12 protein-coding genes are annotated in these 20,959 nt (G+C 73.8%); 3 read left to right on the top strand and 9 right to left on the bottom strand.

Annotation, left to right across the window (positions count from 1 at the left end; all coding sequences use genetic code 11):
* The first annotated feature begins 35 nt into the window (after positions 1 to 35).
* Positions 36 to 2,723, top strand: coding sequence for a matrixin family metalloprotease (locus ACN27D_RS00075; RefSeq protein ID WP_421498178.1), 2,688 nt, complete (start codon positions 36 to 38; stop codon positions 2,721 to 2,723).
* Positions 2,724 to 2,853: 130 nt separating this feature from the next.
* Here ACN27D_RS00075 and ACN27D_RS00080 read toward each other — a convergent pair whose 3' ends face one another.
* The 5 genes from ACN27D_RS00080 to ACN27D_RS00100 all read right to left on the bottom strand — a co-directional run bounded on the left by ACN27D_RS00080 (position 2,854) and on the right by ACN27D_RS00100 (position 14,908).
* Entirely contained in the window at positions 2,854 to 7,110 is a 4,257-nt protein-coding gene (locus ACN27D_RS00080) for an FG-GAP-like repeat-containing protein (RefSeq protein WP_421498179.1), read from the bottom strand.
* Between the two features lie 139 nt (positions 7,111 to 7,249).
* A complete protein-coding gene (locus ACN27D_RS00085; RefSeq protein ID WP_421498180.1) occupies positions 7,250 to 8,935 on the bottom strand; it encodes a bifunctional 3-(3-hydroxy-phenyl)propionate/3-hydroxycinnamic acid hydroxylase in 1,686 nt (561 codons plus the stop codon).
* A 118-nt stretch (positions 8,936 to 9,053) separates the two neighbouring features.
* Positions 9,054 to 12,158, bottom strand: a complete 3,105-nt coding sequence (locus ACN27D_RS00090; RefSeq protein WP_421498181.1) for a BTAD domain-containing putative transcriptional regulator — start codon at positions 12,156 to 12,158, stop codon at positions 9,054 to 9,056.
* A gap of 65 nt (positions 12,159 to 12,223) precedes the next feature.
* A complete protein-coding gene (locus ACN27D_RS00095) occupies positions 12,224 to 14,158 on the bottom strand; it encodes a KedN5 family methylcobalamin-dependent radical SAM C-methyltransferase (RefSeq protein WP_120569418.1) in 1,935 nt (644 codons plus the stop codon).
* 12 nt (positions 14,159 to 14,170) lie between these two features.
* Positions 14,171 to 14,908 carry a class I SAM-dependent DNA methyltransferase gene (locus ACN27D_RS00100; protein WP_120573732.1) on the bottom strand — a complete coding sequence of 246 codons (738 nt, stop codon included), beginning with the start codon at positions 14,906 to 14,908 and terminating at the stop codon, positions 14,171 to 14,173.
* Positions 14,909 to 15,196: 288 nt separating this feature from the next.
* Between ACN27D_RS00100 and ACN27D_RS00105 the strand changes: the two genes are divergently transcribed.
* Together ACN27D_RS00105 and ACN27D_RS00110 are read left to right on the top strand one after the other, a co-directional pair.
* Entirely contained in the window at positions 15,197 to 15,562 is a 366-nt protein-coding gene (locus ACN27D_RS00105; protein ID WP_114920719.1) for a VOC family protein, read from the top strand.
* A 28-nt stretch (positions 15,563 to 15,590) separates the two neighbouring features.
* On the top strand, positions 15,591 to 16,001 hold the full coding sequence (locus tag ACN27D_RS00110) for a DUF3224 domain-containing protein (RefSeq protein ID WP_013287019.1): 411 nt from the start codon (positions 15,591 to 15,593) through the stop codon (positions 15,999 to 16,001).
* A 64-nt stretch (positions 16,002 to 16,065) separates the two neighbouring features.
* Here the strand turns inward: ACN27D_RS00110 and ACN27D_RS00115 are convergent, their stop codons facing one another.
* Genes ACN27D_RS00115 through ACN27D_RS00130 form a run of 4 tightly spaced genes read right to left on the bottom strand, consistent with a single transcriptional unit; the run spans position 16,066 to position 20,916 of the window.
* The gene (locus ACN27D_RS00115; protein ID WP_358171513.1) at positions 16,066 to 17,622 is read right to left on the bottom strand and encodes an ABC transporter ATP-binding protein; all 1,557 of its coding nucleotides are present in this window, start codon (positions 17,620 to 17,622) and stop codon (positions 16,066 to 16,068) included.
* Positions 17,619 to 18,410, bottom strand: coding sequence for an ABC transporter permease (locus tag ACN27D_RS00120; protein WP_120569416.1), 792 nt, complete (start codon positions 18,408 to 18,410; stop codon positions 17,619 to 17,621). Before ACN27D_RS00120 ends, ACN27D_RS00115 begins: the two co-directional genes overlap by 4 nt.
* Entirely contained in the window at positions 18,407 to 19,363 is a 957-nt protein-coding gene (locus ACN27D_RS00125) for an ABC transporter permease (RefSeq protein WP_421498182.1), read from the bottom strand. The genes ACN27D_RS00120 and ACN27D_RS00125 overlap by 4 nt, the downstream gene beginning before the upstream one ends.
* A complete protein-coding gene (locus ACN27D_RS00130; protein WP_120569414.1) occupies positions 19,360 to 20,916 on the bottom strand; it encodes an ABC transporter substrate-binding protein in 1,557 nt (518 codons plus the stop codon). The genes ACN27D_RS00125 and ACN27D_RS00130 overlap by 4 nt, the downstream gene beginning before the upstream one ends.
* Between the last annotated feature and the right edge of the window lie 43 nt (positions 20,917 to 20,959).

Genomic DNA, 20,959 nt, shown 5'->3' on the forward strand with positions numbered 1-20,959 from the left:
GGGTCGCGAAGCATTCACGTCCAGTGGAGGACGTCATGACCACTCCCGCCCCCACACCACCGCCTCAGCTCCAGGTCGCCCTCGGCACCGCCGCCGATCCCGGTTCCGTGCACGCCGTCACCGGCACCGGCACGGCGTTGCTCGTCACCCACTACCCCGCGTCCGGCGCCGGCCGGCTGCACGTGCTCGACCCCCGTACCCTCGCCCCGGTCCGGCCGTCCCTGCCGGTCGGCCACGAGCCCCGGGCGGTGGCCTGGCACCCCGGACGCGGGCAGGCGTACGTGATGAACCGGGGCGTGCAGAGCTACAGCGTCTCCCGGTGCGACCTGGCCACCGGCACGGTCACCGACATCCCGATCGGCTTCGGGCTGATCGCGATCGCCGTGGATCCGGTGGCCGACCTGCTCTACACCGCCGACTGGGCGCACAAGCGCCTGCACGTGATCGAACTGGCGGACACCACGCAGCGGCGCGTCGTGCCGCTGCCGTCGGCGCCGAACCGGCTCACGGTGGCCCCGGACGGCACCGTCTACGCCACGCTGTACGTCAAGGGGCTCGTGCCGGCCGACGACGCGCTCGCCGTGCTGCGTCCGGACGGGACGCTCACCGTGGCGCCGATCGAGCCCGCCCACCTCCAGCCGGGCGGGGTGGCGGTCGCGCACGACGGGATGATCTACGTCGGCTCGCTCGGCGGCGGCACCGTGCACCCGCTGTTCGGCGTGCACGACCCGGACACCGGCCTGCGGCTCGGCGCGGTGCCGAGCGCGGCGGGCGTCCGCGACCTCGCGGCCGCGCCGGGACTGTCCCGGGCCTGGCTGGCGACGGACAAGGGCGTCCAGCTCGTCGACACCACCAACCCGTACGCGCCGCGCACGCTCGATCCGATCACCACCGGCCACGCCCCGTACGCGGTGGCGGTCACCGCCGACGGCACCGCGTACGTGGGCGACGTGGTGGACGGCACGGTGTCGCTGATCCGGCCGGACGTGACGAACCTGCCCCTGGACGCGGTCGCCACGCTGCTCACCGAGGCGGGATTCGCCCCCACCACCGGGCTCGGCGCGGCGATCCGGGCGTACCAGACGTTCCACGAGCTGCCGGTGACCGGACGGCCCGACGCCGTCACCGCCGCCCACCTGACCGCACCGGGCTGCGGCACCCCGGACCGGACGACCACCACCGGTTTCGTCCTCCAGGGTGGGCACTTCCGGCACACGAACCTGACCTACCACCTCGGTGACATGACGATGCCGTACGCCCGGGACGAGTTCACCGACGCGCTGAAGCACGAGCTGATCCAGGTGTCGTTCGACGTGTGGCGCGAGGTGCTGGGCGAGAACTGGTACGGGCCGTTCGAGTTCACCCGCGTCTTCGACCCGGCGCAGGCGGACATCGTCTTCTCCGTCGGCGACGACCCGGTGTTCCACGACACCGGCTGGTTCCGGACCGTCTACGCGGTGACCAAGTGGGGGGCCGCTCCGGGCTGGCCGGACACGGGCGGCCAGCTTCCGGTCATCTTCAACCGGAAGATCAACTGGGACGCGCACGGGTACTTCGACGTCGACCTCCACGGCCCCGACTTCCGGCACGTCGCCACGCACGAGATCGGCCACGCGTTCGGGCTCAACCACGGCAAGAGCGGCAACGTGATGCACCGCAACGCGAGCTGGTACCGGGTGCCGAAGTCCGACGACCGCAACGGCTTCTTCGCCATGTACGGGCGGCTGCCGTTCACCGACGGCGTCGGCATCCGGGTGCTGCCGGACGTCGACCACGTCGCCTACTCCGACTGCGAGCGGCACCTGGTGGTGCACTACCCCGAAGGCGACGGGTGGACGTGGACGAGGCTCACCGCGGACGTGGGCGCGCCCCGGATGGCCCGCGGCACCTCCCCGTCGCCGTTCTTCGCCCACGACGGCGTGCCGTCGTACGTCTACGCCGGGGACGGCGGCCACGTCCTCCAGATCTGGTACGACCAGGGCCAGTGGTGGTGGGGTGACCTGACGCAGGACAGCGGCGGCCCGCCCGCCGTGCGGTACGGCCCGCACGCCTACCGCAACGGCGACACCCAGCGGGTCGTGTACAGCGCCACGGACGGCCGGACGATCCGGCTGTCCCAGGCGCCCGGCGAGGGCTGGGTCTGGCAGGACGTGTCGGTGGAGGGCGCGGTCGCCGCCGACGGCACCCCCTACGGGTACGTCGACGGCGTCACCGGCCTCGACGTGATCGTCTACCGGGACGCCGAGGAGCACCTGCGGATGCTGTGGGAGGGCCCCGAGGGCTGGGGGCAGATCTCGCTGACCTGGGCCACCCAGGCGGAGAACCCGCTGCCGCTGACCATGATGCCGGTGTGGGGCGAGCACCGCGCCGGCGAACGGCACCGGGTGTTCGGCCTCGACCACCGGCAGGACATCCGGATGTACGCCGTCGGCGACGACGGCGCCTGGCACACCCGGTCGCTGACCGCGGAACTCGGCCTGCCGGAGTGCAGCGCGTCGGCGGTGCAGCGGCTGCCCGGCGTGGACGGCGCGCCCGACGGCTGGCTGCTGGTCTTCGCCGACTTCGACGGCGGGCTGTGGGAGCTGACCGGCGACGGCGACACGTGGCAGGCCGAGCGGGTGCAGATCGACGGGATGCCGCCGGTGGGGCGCAGCGTGCTGTCGGTGTGGCTGGGCGGCGGCCGGCTCCAGATCACGTACACGGCGGCGAACGGCAACATCTAGTTGCTGTCCCGCTCGCTCGGCGACCACGACTGGCAGCGCACCAACCTGACCCGGGTGTCCGACGTGGTGTGAGAGGGCGAGGCCGCCCGCCGTCCGCCTCCTCTCGGTGGCGGACGGCGGGAGGACCGGGCTAGCCGACGACCACGACGCGACCCTGGTTCAGCGGTTGCAGGTGCGCCGGGTCGAGATCGTCCGGTGCGCCCCGGCCGCTGTCGTAGACGACGCGCCCCCCGTCGCTCTCCCAGATCCGGATCCGGAACCGGTCCACGTCACGCCCGTCCGGCGCGTCGGAGACGGTGAGCTGGTACGCGTACCCCGGCCGGCCGTTCACCGTGCCCTCGCCCTGGTACCGGCCCACCGATCCGGCGACGGTCAGGCGCTCGTGCGTGGTGCCGGCGAACGTGAACCCACGGTCCGGCAGCCGGAAGGTGGTCGTGCCGAACGGCGTGGGCGAACCCTTCACCAGGCCCGCGACGAAGGCGAACTCCCCCGGCCCGGTGGCGGCCACGTCCGCGCTGAGCGCCCCAGCCGGTGAGACGATCGCGCCCGAGCCGGCCACAGTGACGTCCGACGGGTCGTAGACCACGATCCGTACCTGCTGCCGCCCGGTGCCGCCGTCGTCGCCGGTCACGGTGAGGCGCGCGACGTGCACACCGGGCCGCAGCTCACCGCCGGCCACGCAGACGCCCTCGTTGCGTTCCCCGGTGACCACCCCGGGCGTGGCCGGGGCCGGACCGTCGCCGTCCCAGTCGACAGCGCACCGGTGCGTGTCCGGCACACCCGGGTCGGTGAACGTGGCCCGCACGGTGACCGGTCCGGCCACCCGCAGCTCCTCGTCGAGCGCGATCGGGCTTACCTCGATCGGCCGGTTCGCCACGGTGACGGTCACCGTGTCGGTGGTGGTGCCGTGGCGGGCGTCGGTGGCGGTGAGTTCCAGCCGGTACGTGCCGGCCCGGTCGGCTCGGAACGACGGTGTGCGGGCCGGGCCCTCCAGCCGCGGGCCGCCGCCGAGCCCGCCACCGTCGGGCTGGGCGAGCACGGTCCAGGACAGGGTCACCGGGTCGCCGTCCGGGTCGGTGGTGCCGGTCGCGTCGAGGGTGACGGTGTCGCCCTCGACAGCGGTCCGGTCCGGCCCGGCGTCCGCGGTCGGCGGTCCGCCGGCCGGCAGGACCCGGCCCACCGTCACCTCGGTACGCGCGGTGGCCCGGAGGCCGTCGGCGTCGGTGGCGGTGACCGTGACGACGTGCCGTCCCTCGCTGAGCTGCCCCGGGGTACGGGTGGCGCCGGTGCCGAGGTCACCGTCGCGGTCGGAGGTCCAGCGCACGGCCGATCCGTCCAGTTGGCCCTGCTCCGGGTCGGTGACGGTCGCGGCGAGCGTGACGGTCTGCCCGGTGGCGAAGAACGTGCCGCCGATCGGGGCGGTGATCCGTACCGAAGGGTTCTTGCCGGCGACGGTGAGCGGGCCGCTCGTCGCGTCGGCGGTGTTCACCCCGTCGGTGACCCGCACCCGCAGCCGGCCGGTAGCCGCGCCGCCGGTGCCCGCGAGCTGCGCGGCGTCCAGTGTGTACGACGTCCCGGTGAGCCCGGCCGCGAGCACCCGCCAGTCGTCGGCGCCGTCCGGGCTGTACAGGACGCTCGCGGTGACCGGACCGCCGTCGGCGTCGCCGGCCGTCCAGCCCACCGTGACCGGCCCGGTCGCCGGCACGGACGCGGGCGGCGCGTCGCCCGCCAGCGCCACGACGGGCGGGTTCGCCGACACCGCGAGGGTGGCGAGGTTCCGCCCGGCGCGGGTGTCCACGAGCGTCACCCGGCGGGTGCCGGGGGCGAAGTCGACGACCTCGTGGAACGGGCGGGTCGCGGCGTGCTCGGTGGCCGCCGCCGGGGTGAACGGGTGCTCGGCGAGTGTCGCCCCGGCGGCGTCGAGCAGCCGCAGCGCGTACGGGCCGGGCGTCGTGGCCGGGCGCTGGGTGGTACGGGTCAGCCGCTGCCCGGTGAGGGTGGCGTCACCGTCGCCGACGGCGCCGGACAGCGCCAGCAGGTCACCGGTCGCGCCCTGCTGGGCGGGCGGATTCTGGACGCGGTTGCGCCACAGCCGCCACAGGTCGTCGGAGATCCACTTGTTCCGGCAGTAGCTCATCATGTCGGCGACCGGCGGGCTGGTGTCCGGTGCCCAGACGACCCGGCGCGGAGCCCCGACCGAGTAGTCGCCGATGTCGTAGCCGGCGAAGCTGGGATTCGCCGGGTCCGGCCCGCCGATGGTGCCGCGCGGGTACGGGTAGGTTCGCCGCCCGGTCTCGTCGTCGGGGTCGTCGGTGCACTCCACGTGCTGCGCGCCGAGCAGGTGCCCCAGCTCGTGCAGGATGATAGTGGGATCGTGCGATCCGCCCACCGCCACCCATCCGGGGATGTTCTCGGCGATGCCGCCCATCTGGTTCCGGTTCACCATGACGAGGTGGTGAACACCGGGCTCCCGCGTCCCTGCCGTCGCCTGCCGGTAGCGGTCGAGCACCGAACGCGCGTCCTGCGCGTCGCGGTAGTAGCTGTCGTCGCCGATCCAGCGGAACGGGTGGTCGTCGCGGTGGTCGGCGCGGGTGACCTCCAGCCGGCTCGTCGGAAGCGTGCGCCGCAGCAGCGACTCGGCCCGGTCCAGGTCGGACTCGGGAGGCAGCACGGTCCGTCCGTCGCGCTGGTAACCGAACCGGATCAGCTTGACGCGCACCGGCTTGGACGCCTGGAAGCGCACCGTGCGCTCGGCCACGTTGTCCAGGTGGTCTGGCTCGGTGACGCGGCGGTCCGGGTTGATCTCGACCCGCAGTGTGACCTCTCCCTCGCTCGTCCACTGCGTGGGCAGCTCGAACAGGAACCCGCCGCCCAGCTGTCCGCGCCTTACCGTCCGGTCCGGCACCAGCAGGCGGCCCGGGTTGGCCGGGGCGACCGGCGGGCCCAGCGACGTGCCGTCGGGCCGGAACCCGTGCAGGGCGGCCGTCACCGCGGGCGTCGCCGCGTCGGTGCCGACGTACGCCCGCACGACAGTGCGGCGGTCGGCGACCAGGTCCACGGAGTTGCCCAGGTCCTGGATGACCTGGGTGGCCTCAACCCCGCTCACCGTCAGGTTCGGCCCGGGCGCGGTGCAGGTGTTCAGGTAGACGCGCAGGGTGTTGTCGACCTCGTCCAGGACTGCCACGTCGAGGGACTGGTTGTTGTCGAACCGGCCCACCGCCGCCTGCACCGGCCGGCTGCCCGCCGCGAGCACCGCCGGGCTGCCGAACGTGCCGTCACCGTTGCCGGGGAAGACGTAGACGGCGCGGCTGGCGTAGCCGACCACCACCAGGTCCGGACGGCCGTCCCGGTTGACGTCGGCGACGTCCACGTCGTGCGGGCCCTCACGTCCCGGGGTCAGCGGCCCCAGGTCCAGCGACGGCAGCTCCCGGGGCGCCGGCGGGAAGCCGCCGGACGGCGGATCGCGAAAGTCGCTCCACAACCGGATCCGGTCCTCGCCGAGGATCGCGACGGCCGCGTCGAGCCGGCCGTCGAGGTCGAAGTCGGCGATCACGGGCTGCAACGCCTCGCCCAGCCCTTCGAGCCGGGGCGCGGGGCTGTTCCTGCCGTCACGGATCACCGAGACCGTGCCCTGCTCGTAGCTGCTGAGCAGCACGTCGGGCACGCCGTTGCCGGTCAGGTCACCGGCGGCGAGCAGGTAGGGGCGGACGTACGACGGCTGGTCGCCGAGGAGGAACCGGTCGTCGAGGCTGCCGTTGAGGTTGCGGATCACCACCACCCGGTCGTCGTCCGGCTCGGACTGGATCCGGGGGTCGACGGCGGCGAGGTCGGGCCGCAGGTCACCGTTGAAGTCGGCCACCGCGACGTCCGCCACGCTACGACCGTCCAGCAGGAGTCCGCCCGGCCCGAACCTCGGGTCGGTACCGGCGTTGCCGTACCACATGCTCACCCCCTCGGTGGTGGCGGCGGCGTAGTCCGGTTTGGCGTCCCGGTTGAAGTAGCCGACGGCGATGCGGCGCGGCGTGCCCGAAACGGGATAGACCTCGGGCCGGCCACCGGGCGTCGGCGACGTGCGGAACGTCCCGTTGCCGACGGCGATGAGCTGGTGCACGTCGCCGTCACCACTCGCCGACGCGACGAGCAGGTCGTCGAAGCCGTTCTGGTTGGTGTCGACCGCCTCGACGTCACGAGGAGCGGCGATCCCGGCGACCGCCGGCATCGCCGTGAACCCGAACGTCTCGCAGCCGGCGGCGAGGCCCGCTCCCGGCGGGCCGGCGGCCCGGACCGGCGCCGCCGCGCCGGGCACGCCCGTCCCGGGGCCGAGCAACGCCACGGCCAGAGCGGCCGCGATCGCGCCGGCCCACGGGCCGGATCTTCCTGATCGCATCACTGTCACCTTTCCGTGCGCACCGGCCGGAGGGCACGGCTGCACACAGTCGTCGGAGGAGATGAGAGGTCTCGATGGGTCGACGGGAGCCGATGGCGTCGCCGTCGGTCGTGCCGCCCGTGTCCGGACGGCGAGCCGGTCACCGGGCGGGTGCCGCCTCCGGCCTTTCCGAGCGTGGCTCGCCCGGCTCTTCGGGCGGTGCGCCGAGGGCGGCCGACAGGTCCCGGGCGGCGTGCTCGACGCCGCCGGGCCGCACCAGCGCGAACACGAACCGGTCCGGCCGCAGCACCACCAGTTCGGCGCCGTGCCGCCGCAGCCACCCGCCGAGCACGCCGTCGGCGTCCACGACGTCGACCCGGCCCGGCCGGCCCCCGGACGAGTCCGGCAGGCCGGCGAGCGGCGTGCCGGGCGGGTGGACCGCGACGAACCGCACCGGCAGCCGCTGCCACAGCGGTCCGGGCGGGCTGTCCACGCCGGCGCGGCCCAGCACGACGAAGCCGTCGCCGAGCGCCTCGTCGAGCAGGCGCTCGCCGGGCGCACCCGGGACGAGGACGCGCGGCTGGGGGAACATCGTCCCGACCACGCCGTCGCGCCGCCCGCCGGCCATCAGGCCCCGCCGGTACGCCGGGACCGGCTTGAACTCGAAGCGCTCCACGAACCGCCGTACCCGGGGAATCGTCTGGACCGCCCGCAGCGCGGTGTCGCGCAGCCCGGCGGTGATCCGGTTGCGGGCGAGGAAGACGTGTCCCAGCCGGACGCTCGTCCGCGCCATCTCCACCGTGTGCGGGCGCCGCTCGGTTTCGTACGTGTCGAGCACGGCGGGGTCGGCGGCGCCGGACAGCACCAGCGACAGTTTCCACGACAGGTTCGCCGCGTCGCGCAGGCCGCTGCACAGGCCCTGGCCCATGAACGGGGGCATCTGGTGCGCCGCGTCGCCGAGCAGGAACACGCGCCCCTCCCGCCACCGCTGCGCGACGAGGTGGTGGAAGGTGTAGACCACCGCCCGGGTGACTGTGAACCGGTCCGGGTCGACGTACGGGGAGACGAGCGCGGCGATGCTCTCCGGCCGCCGCACCTCGTCCTCGGTCTCGCCCGGGCGCAGCATGAACTCCATCCGGTAGCTGCCGGCCGCGCCCGGAGAGACGAATGCCGGGCGCCGCCAGTCGCAGACGAACGTGGTGTCCGGCACCCGTACCGCGCCGGGCGGCACGTCGCCGGAGACCGCGAGCCACGGTTCGGCGTAGCTCGCCCCGGACAGCGGGATCCGGACGGCGGCGCGGGTGGCGCTGCGGGCGCCGTCGCAGCCGAGCACGTACCGGGCGCGGACCGCCCGCCGCTGCCCGGTGGCCACGTCGGACAGCAGCACGGTCACGCCGTCCTCGTCCTGGGTGAGGCCGACCAGCTCGGTGCCGAGCGCGAGCCGGACGTGCGGGAAACGGTCCAGCCTGGCGCGCAGCGTGCGTTCCAGTCGCGGTTGGTCGAAGAAGCGCAGCGGCGCGTGCCCGTACCCGAAGTCCGTCTCGGACAGCCTCATCCGGGCGAAGACCCGGCCCGCGCCGTTGACGTACTCGACCAGCGGCGGCGCGACCATCTCGTCGCGTACCTCGTCGAGCAGGCCGGCCTGCTGGTAGATGCGCAGCGCCTCGTCGTCGCAGGAGAACGCCCGCGGCTGGCCGTGCGGGGCCGCGCTGCGTTCGACGACGAGCGTGGTGACGCCGCGGGCGCCGAGCAGGTTGGCGGTGAGCGCGCCCACCGGCCCGCAGCCGATGACGGCGACCTCGACCTCCTGGACCTCCTGGTGAGCCGGCGGCTGAACTGATCCCATCGTGGCGCCCCTTCGAAAACGTGGTCCCGGACGGCTCTCCGCCGCCCGGCACCGGTCAGGGCACCAGCCCGCTGTGGAAGGGGTGTGGAGACGGCGTGGAGGCGGGCCTACACACCGGTCAGAAGGAGGCGAACCGGGGCAGCAGCAGAGCCGCTCCCTGGTCGGCGGCGATCCGCGCGCCGAGGTCCCACTCCGCGCGGTCGCGCCGGGCCGCGCCGCGGATCCGGTGCAGCTCCGCGACGAAGACGCGCTCGCCCACCCGGTCCGCCAGCGCCAGCGCCTCCTCGGCCAGCGTCGCCGCGGTGTCCGGACGGCCACCGGACAGGTACGCCTCGGCCATCGCGCAGAGCGTGATGGTCCGGGTGGACCGCAGCCCGGGGCGGTAGAACTCCTCGGCGGCGGCGCGCATCGCGTCGAGCCGGCCGGGGTCGCCGCCGCGCGCGGCCGCCCACTCCAGGAAGTACGCGCCGGTCGCCGTCATGTGCGGCAGGCCGGTGGCCCGGCCGATGTCCCGGCACCGTCGCCCCGCCGCGTCGGCCGCGGCGACGTCGTGTTCCTGCATCGCCAGCCAGGCGGCGTAGAGCGCCGCGTTGGCCCGGCCGTACGGGTCGTCGAGTTCCTCGGCGAGGGCCTCGGCGGCGGCGATGTCCGCCCACGCGCCGGCCGGGTCGCCGCGCATCGAGCGCACGAGCGCCCGGAAGTTGTGGCAGGCCAGCACGGGACGCCGCCCGACCTCGCGGCGCAGCAGCGCCCGGTCGACGGTACGCAGCCGGTCGATGCCCGCGGTGAGCCGCCGCTCGCCCTCGGCATGCCGTCCGGTGAAGTAGCCGATCGCGCCGAGCAGGTACTCACCGGCCACGGCGATCAGCCCGCTGCCGTCGTCTTGCGCCCGGACGAGCCGCCCGGCGAGGTCGGCGCAGATCGCGAACTCGGCCCGGTTGGCGGCGAGTTCGCCGAGCGCCCAGAGCGCGTGGCGGATGTCGGCGTCCGGCCCCACGAGCGTCAGCAGTTCGCGGGCCCGGGCGCAGACCCGGTCCACCGCGTCGCTGCCGACGCCCACAGTCATCTGGAGCAGGGCCGCGCGGTGCAACTGGACGGTCAGCTCGGTGACCGCCGCGTCGGGCGTGACCCGCGCGGCCGGGGCCAGCCGGAGCGCGGCGCGTTCCAGGTGACCGAGCGCGTCCTCGTAGGCGACCCGGCGGGTGGCGTCGTCGGCGGCGCGCAGCGACCACCGCAGGTGGTCCTCGCCGTGGCCCAGCCCGACCGCCTCGCCGTAGTGGTGGGCCAGCTCCGCCGGGGAGGTGCCGGCCGACTGCTCGTACGCGGCGGCCAGCCGGGCGTGCAGCGCGGCCCGGCGCGGCGGGACCAGCTCGGCGTAGGTGACCTCGGCGATCAGCGGATGGCGGAACGCGAGCGCGCCCGGCCCGGTCTCGACCACCAGCGCGGCCGGGTAGGCCGGGGCGAGGTCATCGGCGACCGCCTCGGGGGTGCTGTCCAGTGCCGCCGCCAGCACCGCCAGGTCCAGGTCGTGTCCGGCCACGCCGAGCAGGTCGAGGCACCGCCGGGTGGGGCCGGGCAGTCCGGCGAGCCGCAGCCGCACGGTGTCCCGGATGCTCGGCGGCAGCTCCGCGTCGGCGCCCGGGCCGGTCCGGGACCGCAGCAGTTCGGTGAGGAAGAACGGGTTCCCCCCGGTCCGGGTGACCAGCCGGGTCACCACCGGCTCCGGTGGCGCCTCGCCGGTCCGGTCCCGGACCAGGTCGGCGACCGCCGAGGCGTCCAGCCCGGCGAGCCGGACCTGACCGAAGCCGCTCCCGCGCGCCAGCTCGGCGACGGTCGCCACCAGAGCCGGGTCGTCGTCGTACGGCCGGAGCGTGGCGACCACCAGCGCCCGGGACGCGGGCAGGGCGGCGGCGAGGAACCGCAGCAACAGCAGCGAGTCCGGGTCGGCGGCGTGCAGGTCGTCCAGGACCACGAGCAGGCCACGTTCCCGGGCCGCCGCGTGCACCAGTTCGGCCACCGCCTCGTACACCTGGAACCGCGCCGTGGGGTCCAGGCCGCGACCGTCCGCCGGCCCGGTCGGCGCGCCGGCGGCAAACCCGCCCAGCCGGCCCGCCGAGCCGGTGGCGCCGGTCTGCGGCATCGCCACCAGCGCGCGTACCACCTGGCTCCACAGCCAGAACGGCGGCGCCTGCCCGACGTCGGGGCACCGGCCCCAGACCACCGGGACGCCGGTCGCGGCGGCCCGCGCGCCGAGCGCCGCGGCGAGGCTGGTCTTGCCGATACCGGCCTCCCCCACCAGCGTCAGCACCCGCCCGCCGTGCCCGGTCGCCGCGTCCAGCGTCTCCCGCAGCCGCTCCAGCTCCGCGTCCCGGCCCACGAGCGGTCCGCCGTCGCGCTCCGGCGGGGCCGGGCGTCCGGTCGCCGCCGGGCCGGCGACCTCCGCCGGGCTGCTCCGGTCCGGCGGTACGGCCTGCTCCAGGATCAGCCGGTGCACCGCGCGGATCTGCTCACCGGGGTCGAGCCCGTACTCGCCGGCCAGGATCCGGCGCCCCTCGTCGAAGACGGCGAGCGCCTCGGTCTGCCGCCCCGAGCGGTACAGCGCCAGCATCAACTGCGCCCGGGCGCCCTCGCGCAGCGGGTTCGCCGACACGAACCGGCGCAGCTCCGGCAGCAGCGTCGCGTGCCGGCCGGCGGCGACGGCGGCGGTCAACCGCCCCTCCTCGGCGCTCAACCGCAGCTCGGCCAGCCGGGCCGCCTCCGGGCGCACCGCGGCCAGCTCGGCCACGCCCGCCAGCGGCTCGCCGCGCCACAACGCCAGCGCCTCGGTGTACGTCCGCTCGGCGGCCGCCGCCTGCCCGGCCGCGAGCGCGTCCGCCGCCCGGTCCACCAGGCCGGCGAACCGGATCGCGTCCACCGCGTCGGAGTCGACCCGCAGCTCGTACCCCCGCGGGTGGCTGCGCAGGACGCGCGCCGGCTCGCGGTGGGGCCGTTGCGGCTCCACGGCGCGGCGCAGCCCGGCGACGTACGTGCGCAGCGTGGTCGGCGCGCTGGCCGGCGGTCGCGCGTCCCAGAGCGCGTCGACCAGCCAGTCGGCGGCGACGAACCGGTTCGGCCGCAGCAGGAACAGGGCCAGCAGCGCCTGCTGCTTCGGCCCGCCGAGGGGCACGACCCGCCCGTTCCGGACGACCTCCGGCGGGCCCAGCACACGGAACTGCACAGTCACGTCGACGACGACCCCATCGTGCCGAGTATGGCAGCGCCCGGTCCACTCCGGACACCGACGATCGGTCAGGGCACGGTCAGCGGGCTGCCTGCCCTCCGCACCTCCCCCATGAAGTGCAGGATCTCCTCGTGGTTCGTCGACATCACAGCGGTCATGGCGCCGGTGCGGTAGTAGATGTCGACCCGGACCGGGTCCGGCTCCAGCGAGACCGGCTCGTCGGCGCGCATCCGCGCGAGGACGCCCGGCACGTCGTACGCCAGGGTCACGTCCGGGCGGTGGAAGTACTCGACACCGCCGATCTCGACGACCGGGAGCTCGTCGGGATCGCAGACCGGCTGGGTCAGCAGGTCGTAGCGGTACACCTCGTCGAGGAACGGGCGGACGTCGTCCGCGAGCTGCCGCGAGACCACCTCCTGCCACCACAGCTCCAGCGCCCGCCGCCCGTCCGCCTCGGTGAAGAGGTAGCCGATGGCGGCCGCGTACGCCGGCGCGCCGCCGCCGTGCCCCCGCATCGCGGCCTCCCGCAACGGGATCGCCTCCCGCGCCGAGGTGGTGTCCGCCCAGTCGGCGAGGCTGTTGAGGACCCGGGACTGCTCCCACCCGGCCAGCCGCCGCAGCGGCAGCCAGCAGTGACGCAGGACGGCGTTCTCGGCCATCACCCGGGCCCAGAACAGGAACCGCTGCATCACCGCGTTGTCCTCGAACGTCATGGTGCGGTGGGCGAGCACGTACTCGAAGTCGTCGTTGTCGCCGCGCAGCGCGACGATGCCGTACAGCTCCTTGTTCTCCGCGTACTCGGTGTTCGGCAACAGCATGATCGGGTAGACGGCGATGCGGGACACGTGCTGGGCGAGTTCGTCGTACCCGGCCAGGAACGACTCGACGGTGTCGCCCGGCGCACCCCAGATCAGCTCGGCGTAGCAGTCCAGCCCTTCCCGGTTGAGCCACCGCACCAGGTCACGCCAGTCGTTGACCTTCATGTTCCGCCGGCGCATCAGCGTCAGGGCGTCCGGGTTGAGCGACTGGAGGGCCAGGGTGAAGGAGCTGCGCAGCCCGGCCTCCTTCATCCGCCGCACGATCTCGTAGAACACCTTCGACTTGTTCTTGGCCCACGAGCTCTCGAAGGCCAGCGGGAAGCCGTGACGCCGTTTGATGTCGATGAGGTCGTCGACGAGTTCCAGGTCGATCGGCAGCATGCCGAAGTTGGCGTCGCAGGCGACCACCGTGTGCACGCCGCACCGGGCGAACAGTTCCAGCTCGGCGCGCAGCCGTTCCCGGGAGAACGCGCGTACCCGCTGACCGACCGCGCCGCCCCAGTAGCAGAACGAGCACTTGTACGGGCAGCCGCGGTTGGTCTCGAACAGCGCGACGTCGTAGCGGAACCGGCCGTCGGCGTCGAGCAGTTCGACGGCTCCGGTGAGGAACGGCGACGGGATGACGTCGAGGTCCTCGATCCGGGGCCGGTCCGGGTTGGTGACCACGCTGCCGTCGGCGCGGTGCCAGGAGATGCCCAGCACCTCGCCGAGGTCGTCCGCGGGCACGCCGGCCAGCCGGGCGCGGAGCAGGTCGAGGAAGGTCAGCTCACCCTCGCCGTTGACCACGACGTCGATCTCCGGGTAGAGCCGGAACACGCGGTCGGCCTGCGCGCTGACGTGGGTGCCGCCGAAGAGCACCCACCCCTGCGGGTTGAGCTGCTTGTAGGTGGCGGCCAGCGCGCCGAAGGCGCGCTGGTTCCAGCCGAAGACGGAGAACCCGATCACGTCGGGCAGGGGGCCGGCGAACAGCCGGGCGGCCATCTCCCCGTGCGTCACCCGCCCCCGGAAGTTGCAGATCTCCACCGACACCCGGGCGTCCAGCTCGGCGTCGCCGGACACCATCGCCTTGAGGTACGCCGAGGCGAGCGGCAGCGACTCCAGCGGCATGTCCCAGACGCCCTGCTGCACCAGGACCACCCGAAGGCGCCGGTCAGCGTCGCCGGCGCTCGTCTGGCTGTGCTCCACCGATCCGCCGCCCTACTTGCGGTAGACGGTGATGTGCCGCTCGTCGGAGTCGCGCAGTGGTCGTCCGTCCCAGTGGCCCCAGCGCGACTCCATGGTGAGCCCGCCGAGGCGGGCCATCAGGTCCATCTCGGACGGCATGACGGTGCGGATGCGCATCGGGAAGAACCGGATGCCGTCGGGCCGCAGGACCGCGAACTGGATCGACGAGCACTGGGAGATCCGCTCCCGCCGGGTGAACGTCATCACGACGTGGTCCTTCTCCACCCGTACGGTCTGGGTGCGCTGGTTGCGGTCGTACCGCGCCGGGTCGGGGATGGACGTCTGGATCACGAACCGCCCGCCCGGCTCCAGGACGTCGGCGACCTTCTGGAAGCAGCGGATCTGCTCCTCCTGGTCGGTGATGAACGGCAGGGTGTCGAAGACCGCGTACGCCAGGGAGAACTTGTACGGCAGCGTGAAGTCGGTGAAGTCCTGGACGTGCACGTGCACCAGCTCGCCGCCGGGTTTGTCGCGCAACTGCGTCAGCATCCCCTCCGACGCGTCGATGCCGTGCACCTCGATGCCCCTGCGGGCCAGCGGGACGGCGACCCGGCCGGTGCCGACGCCGAGTTCGAGGACGGGCCCGCCGCCGGAGTTCTCGGCGAGCCACTCGATCGTCTCCTCGGTGTCGCCCGGGTCACCGGCCCATCCTGTCCCGTCGAAGACGTCGGCGACGGCGTCCCCGTAGGTGAAGATCTCGAAGCCTTCCACCGTGTTCTCCTCCACGCCGGTCATTGGGGTACCGGCGAATCGTGGCGGACGAGTGCGCTCGACGCTGCGCTGTTCTGAGCACGAAGTGAGAGCAACTCGATTGGCGTGACGGTGGCGCCGCCGACGGTTGCCCCGGTATGCTGCGGAACCTTCGGCGTGTGCTGTCCATTCGCAACCGTCTAATGAGCAGGGCGGCCGCGACACACCCGGTAACCGTGGCGTGGACGACGGCGGATTGCTAGGCTCGGGCCACGCTTTCGATCGGACGACAATCTCCAGGAGACGTGAATGGCTGTCGGTCGCTTGGCGGCGGTAACACTGGATTGTTCCGAAATCGCCCCGCTGGTGGCCTTCTACCGGGAAGCAGCCGGCCTCGAGCCGGTGCACGAGTCGGAGTCGGGCGCGTTCCTCCGCAACGGTGACGGCGTCGCCGTGGCGTTGCAGCGGGTGGAGAACTACCGGCGTCCGGAGTGGCCCGGGCAGACGGTTCCCCAGCAACTGCACCTCGACCTGGCCGTCGACGACATCGAGACGGCCGAGACCGAGTTGCTGCGCCTGGGTGCGACGAAACCCGCCGACCAGCCCGGCGACGCGAAGTGGCGGGTCTTCCTCGACCCCGCCGGTCACCCGTTCTGCGCCTCGGTTTGGGACTGAAAAAGAACCACGGAAGGAATGAGACAAGGTGAGCACCGCGACCGCTTCATTTACGCTCGACTCCTGGGACGAAGACGAGTGGCAGGAGACCCCCGACGGCATGAAATTCTCGCGGGCCTCGGTCACCAAGACGTATTCCGGTGAACTCGAGGGCACCAGCCGCGCGCAGTTCCTGTTCGCCTATGGCAAGGGCGGCGCCGGATACGTCGGTCACGAGGTGATCGAAGTGTCGATCGGCGGTTCCAAGGGCAGTTTTATGCTCCAGCACCAGGCCGTCGGATTGATGAGCGACGAGGAGGGCGGCGCCGAGTGGCACATCGTGCCGGGGACCGGCACCGAGGGGCTCGCCGGCATCCAGGGCACCGCCACCATGCGCAAGCTGGAGGACGGCAGCCACACCTTCACGCTGAACTACGAGCTCCTCGACGAACTCGTCTGACGCCCTGATACCGAGACGGAGGGCCGCTACCGGGAAACCGGGAGCGGCCCTCCGTCTCGGGCGCTCACGGCACGTCCGCCGCCGCCGTGACGGGCCGCGCGGCGTCCAGCAGCATCCTGCTCGCCTCGTGGCGCGGGTTGCCGAACACCTGCTCGACACTCCCCTCCTCGACGATCCGCCCGCCGCTGAGCACGGCGACCCGGTCCGCGTTGCGAGCGATCACACCGAGGTCGTGCGTCACGATGAGCACCGCCAGGCCCAGGGTCCGCCGCAGCGAGTCGAGCAGCGCCAGGACCGAGGCCGCCACCTGGGCGTCGAGGCTCGACGTGATCTCGTCGCAGACGAGCACGTCGGCCCCGGCGGCGAGCGCGCGGGCGATCGCGACGCGTTGCCGCTGCCCGCCGGACAGCTCCCGCGGCAGCCGCGACGCCAGCTCCCCCGGCAGGCCGACGAGCCCCATCAGCCGTCGGGTCTCCGCCGCGGCCGCCTCGGCCGTCATCCCACCGGCCAGGCGGACCACCCGGCCGATCGCCGCGCCCACCGGCCGCCGCGGGTTCAGCGACCCGCCGGAGTCCTGCGGGATGAGCTGCAAGCGGCGTCGCTGGTGCACCGGCCGGCGCCCGAGCGTCGGCTCCAGGACCTCGCCGGACAGCGTCACCCGGCCTGAGCTGGGGCGCAGCGTTCCGACGACGGCCCGGGCGAGCGTCGTCTTGCCGCAGCCCGACGTGCCCAGCAGGGCAAGCGCCTCGCCGGCACGCAACCGCAGGGACACGTCGTCCAGGACGACCCGGCCACCCCGCGGCACCGACAGCCCGGACACGGTCAGGACCTCCGCGCCCCGCTGGGGCGTGGCGGCGCGACGGCGCATCTCCGCCGGCAGGTCCGGCACCGCGGCGAGCAGGTCCCGGGTGTACGCGGCGGCCGGCCGGGTGAGCACCTGCGCGGTCGGTCCCTGCTCCACCACGACGCCGCCCCGCAGCACGATCAGGCGATCGGTCATCCGGGCCGCCGCCGCGAGGTCGTGGGTGACGAGCACGACCGCCAGCCCGCGATCGGCGGAGAGCCGGTCCAACTGGTCGAGCACCTGTTTGCGCACCAGCCCGTCCAGACCCGTGGTCGGCTCGTCCAGCACCAGGCCGCGCGGGTCGCCGGCCAGCAGCCGGGCCAGCGCCAGGCGTTGCTGCTGACCGCCCGAGAGCTGGTGCGGGTACCGGCGCAGGAAGGCCCGGTCGCCGGGCAGGCCCACCTCGGCCAGCCCACGGCTCACGGCCGCGTCGGACCGGTCCGCGGCCAGCTCGCGGATCTGCGCCCGCACCCGCAACGTCGGGCTCAGCGCCGACGGCGGATCCTGCGGGAGGTACGCCAGCACCCGCCGCCGGACCCGCCGCACCTCGGCGCCGGAGGCCGTCAGCACGTCGTGCCCGTCGACCACGACCGTGCCTCCGGCCACCCGTAGTCCGCGCCGTACCGCCCCGACGAGGGCCATCGCCAGCGTTGTCTTGCCCGCCCCGGACTCGCCGACGACGGCGACCCGCTCGCCCTCGGCGACGCGTAACGACAGGTTCTCCAGGACGGCCCGCCCGGCGGTGTCCTCGACCCGCAGCCCGCTGATCTCGATCATCGCAGCACCCGCCCGACGATCCGGTCGATGCCGAGGTTCGCGGCGACGGTGAGCACGCCGAGCAGGACCGCCGGCACCGCGACGCCCCACGGGGTGAGCTGGATGCCCTCGACGTTCTGGCTGATCATGGCCCCCCAGTTCGGGCCGCTGGAGCCGAAGCCGAGGAACGCCGCCGCCGCCGTCAGCGTGACCGCGATGGCGAGGCGGGTGCCGAAGTCGGCGAGCACCGGCCGGACGATGTTCGGCAGGATCTCCCGGACGATCACCGACAGGTGCGAGTCGCCGCCGGCGTAGGCGGCCACCACGTAGCCGTCCTCGACCGCGCGGAGCGTCTCGGCCCGGGTCACCCGGGAGACGAACGGCGTGCCGGTCAGCACCACCACGATGATCATCGTGGTGGCGCTGTACCCCCAGCCGTGCAGCAGCACCAGCAGGATCAGCACCGGCGGCAGGCCCAGCAGCAGGTAGTCCAGCCGGGACACCACGGCGTCGGTGATCCCGGCGAAGTAGCCGCCGAGCAGGCCCAGCACCAGGCCGAGCACGGTTGCCAGGATCGTCGCCACCACCGGCACGGCCACCAGCGGCCGGCCGCCGGCCAGCACCCGGTCCAGCACGTCCCGTCCGGCGCTGTCGGTGCCCAGCGGGCTGCCCGCCGTCGGCGCGCTGTAGGGCAGCCCGACGATCCGCTCCGGCTCGCCGGCGAACAGCGGGCCGAACAACGCGACGCCCAGCACGAGCAGCACCACGGCCGCTGCCGTCCCGGCGAGCAGCCACCGCGCGGCCCTCATCGGGCGGCCACCCGCAGCCGGGGGTCGACCGCGAGGACGAGCAGGTCGGCCACGATGAACGAGACGAGGATGATCGCGGCGAGGAGCAGCCCGACCCCCTCCAGGACGGCGGTGTCGTGGTTGCGGACCGCCGCCACCAGCGTCTGCGACAGGCCCGGGTAGTTGAACACCACCTCGACCACAGTGGTGCCGCCGAACAGCCCGGACAGCAGCCACGCGAACGTCTGCGCGCACGGCGGCGCCGCCGCGGGCAGCAGGTGCCGCGCCACGACCACCCGCTCGGGCAGCCCGGCCAGCCGGGCCGCCTCGACGTGGGGCATCGCGTCCGCGTCGATGACCGTGGCCCGCACGATCCGGCTCGCCCACGCCGCGCCGAACAGCGTCAGCGCGGCCACCGGCAGCACCAGGATCTCCGGCCGGTCCAGCGGTCCGCCGCCCAGCGGCGGGAGCGAGATCGCCGGCAGCAGCGGCCACAGGTCGGCGAAGACCAGCACGAGCAGGCCGGCGGTGACGAACTGCGGGATCGACACCGCCACCACCGCGACCGCCGACACCGCCCGGTCCACCCGGCCGCCCGGCCGCAGCCCGGTGAGCAGCCCCAGTCCCATCGCCAGCGGCACCGTCACCGCCGCGGTGAGGCCGACCAGGAGGCCGGTGGCGGCCAGCGGCTCGGCGACGACGTCGACCACCGGCCGGTGCATCGAGGTGCTGGTGCCCAGGTCGAGGCGCAGCGCCGCGGTCCCCCACTCGACGAACCGCACCGGCCAGGGCCGGTCGACGCCGAGTTCGGCCCGGCGCTGCGCGACCTTCTCGATGGTGGCGTCGGGCCCGAGTGACGCCGACGCGGCGTCACCCGGGAGCACCTCCGAGCCGGCGAAGAGCACTACCGCCACCGCGAACAGCGTGGCTACCGTCGCCAGCAGCCGTCGGGCCAGGAACCCGAGCGCGGTCACGCCGGCCCGGTCGCCCGGTCGAACAGCTGGATCGACTGCATCGTGCGGACCCCGCTGATCCCCTTACGGGCGGCGTCGAGCTGCTCCTGGAAGCCCCACAGCAGGTCGCCGCCCTCCTTGTAGAACTCCTCCTGCAACGCCTTGAACGCCTCCGCGCGGGCGTTGTCGTCGACTGTCGCCTGGGCCTTCGCCAGCCGCTCCTGGTAGGCGGCCGACGTGCCGGTGACGTTGAACGGCGCCTTGCCGTGGGTGACCGCCGACAGGTGCACGGCGGCCGGCCGGTTCACGTAGTAGAACGCCTGAAACGGGTGCGTGGCCAGCGTGGTGAGGTCGGCGTAGTAGGCGTCGGGCGAGATCTCCTGGAGCGTCAGCTCGACGCCCGCCTCCTTGAGCTGCTGGGCCAGCAGCCGGCTGGCGTTGAGCATGCCGGGGACGAGCTCGCCGGTCCGCAGCGTCAGCTTGGTGATCCCGGCCTCGGCGAACAGCCGCTTCGCCTGCTCCAGGTCGCGGGCGCGCGCCGGCAGGTCGGCGTAGCCGGGCAGGCTCTTGCCGACCACGTCGTCGGCGGTCGAGCCGAGCCCGAGCAGCGCGTTGTCGACCAGCGCCTGCCGGTCCACCGCGAGCCGGACCGCCTGGCGGACCCGGGCGTCGTCGAACGGCGCGAGCTTCTGGTTCATCGCGAACGACAGCGCGTTGGCGTTCGCCGGGCCGCCCCGGACGACCGTGAGTTCGCTGTTCGCCGCCTCGGTCTTCGCGCCGGTGGAGCTGATGCTGACGGCGTAGTCGACCTGCCCCGCCTTCAGCGCCGACAGCCGGGCGCCGGCGTCGAGGATGCCGACCACCTGGAGTTCGGCGACGCTCGGCTTGCCGCCCCAGTACTGCTCGTTGGCGACCAGCCGGGTCGTGGTGCCGTTGCGCTCGGCCAGCCGGTACGGGCCCGACCCGATCGGCTTGCTGAACTCGGTCATGCCGGCCGGGAAGACCGGCGAGAAGACGACGAGGACGGCTTCCTTGAAGTCGCCGCGCGGGGTCAGCAGCGGCACGGTGACCGTGCGGTCGTCGACGGCCGTCACCTTGGCGAGGTCGACGTTGGCGTAGACGGAGGCCCGGTTGCTGGGCTTGGCGCCGAGCGTACGGATGCTGTGCACCACGTCGGCGGCGGTGACCGGCTTGCCGTCGTGGAACGTCACCCCGGAACGCAGGTTGATCGTCCACACGCTGCCGTCGGCGTTGGGCTGCACCGACTCGGCGAGCTGGTACTTGTACTCGCCGTTGTCGAGCACCATCAGTGAGTCGTACACGTGCCGCATGACGATGAGCGTCGCGCCGATGCTGGTCAGCAGCGGGTTGCCGGCCTCGGCGTCGGTGACCGCGTTCGGCGCGCCCACCTTCAGCACCGCCAGCGACCCCCCGCCGGCCGCCGCCGGCGACGGCTCCTCGTCGTCGCCGCAGGCCGACAGCAGCGGCACGCCGGCCACCGCGGCGCCCGCGACGAGGCCCATCCGGAGCAGCGCGCGGCGATTGAACGGCGAGTCGTACGGGGTGGGCGACATGGTTCCTCCACAAAAAGTCGTGCCGGTGAAATCGGATCGCAAG

It is taken from the genome of Micromonospora sp. WMMD1274, from assembly GCF_049179035.1.
Lineage (GTDB): Bacteria > Actinomycetota > Actinomycetes > Mycobacteriales > Micromonosporaceae > Micromonospora > Micromonospora tulbaghiae.

Bases quoted from the DNA above. Each gene is read 5' to 3' on its own strand.
- ACN27D_RS00075 (WP_421498178.1), top strand. From the start codon at position 36: ATGACCACTCCCGCCCCCACACCACCGCCTCAGCTCCAGGTCGCCCTC.
- ACN27D_RS00080 (WP_421498179.1), bottom strand. From the start codon at position 7,110: ATGCGATCAGGAAGATCCGGCCCGTGGGCCGGCGCGATCGCGGCCGCT.
- ACN27D_RS00085 (WP_421498180.1), bottom strand. From the start codon at position 8,935: ATGGGATCAGTTCAGCCGCCGGCTCACCAGGAGGTCCAGGAGGTCGAG.
- ACN27D_RS00105 (WP_114920719.1), top strand. From the start codon at position 15,197: ATGGCTGTCGGTCGCTTGGCGGCGGTAACACTGGATTGTTCCGAAATC.
- ACN27D_RS00115 (WP_358171513.1), bottom strand. From the start codon at position 17,622: ATGATCGAGATCAGCGGGCTGCGGGTCGAGGACACCGCCGGGCGGGCC.
- ACN27D_RS00120 (WP_120569416.1), bottom strand. From the start codon at position 18,410: ATGAGGGCCGCGCGGTGGCTGCTCGCCGGGACGGCAGCGGCCGTGGTG.
- ACN27D_RS00130 (WP_120569414.1), bottom strand. From the start codon at position 20,916: ATGTCGCCCACCCCGTACGACTCGCCGTTCAATCGCCGCGCGCTGCTC.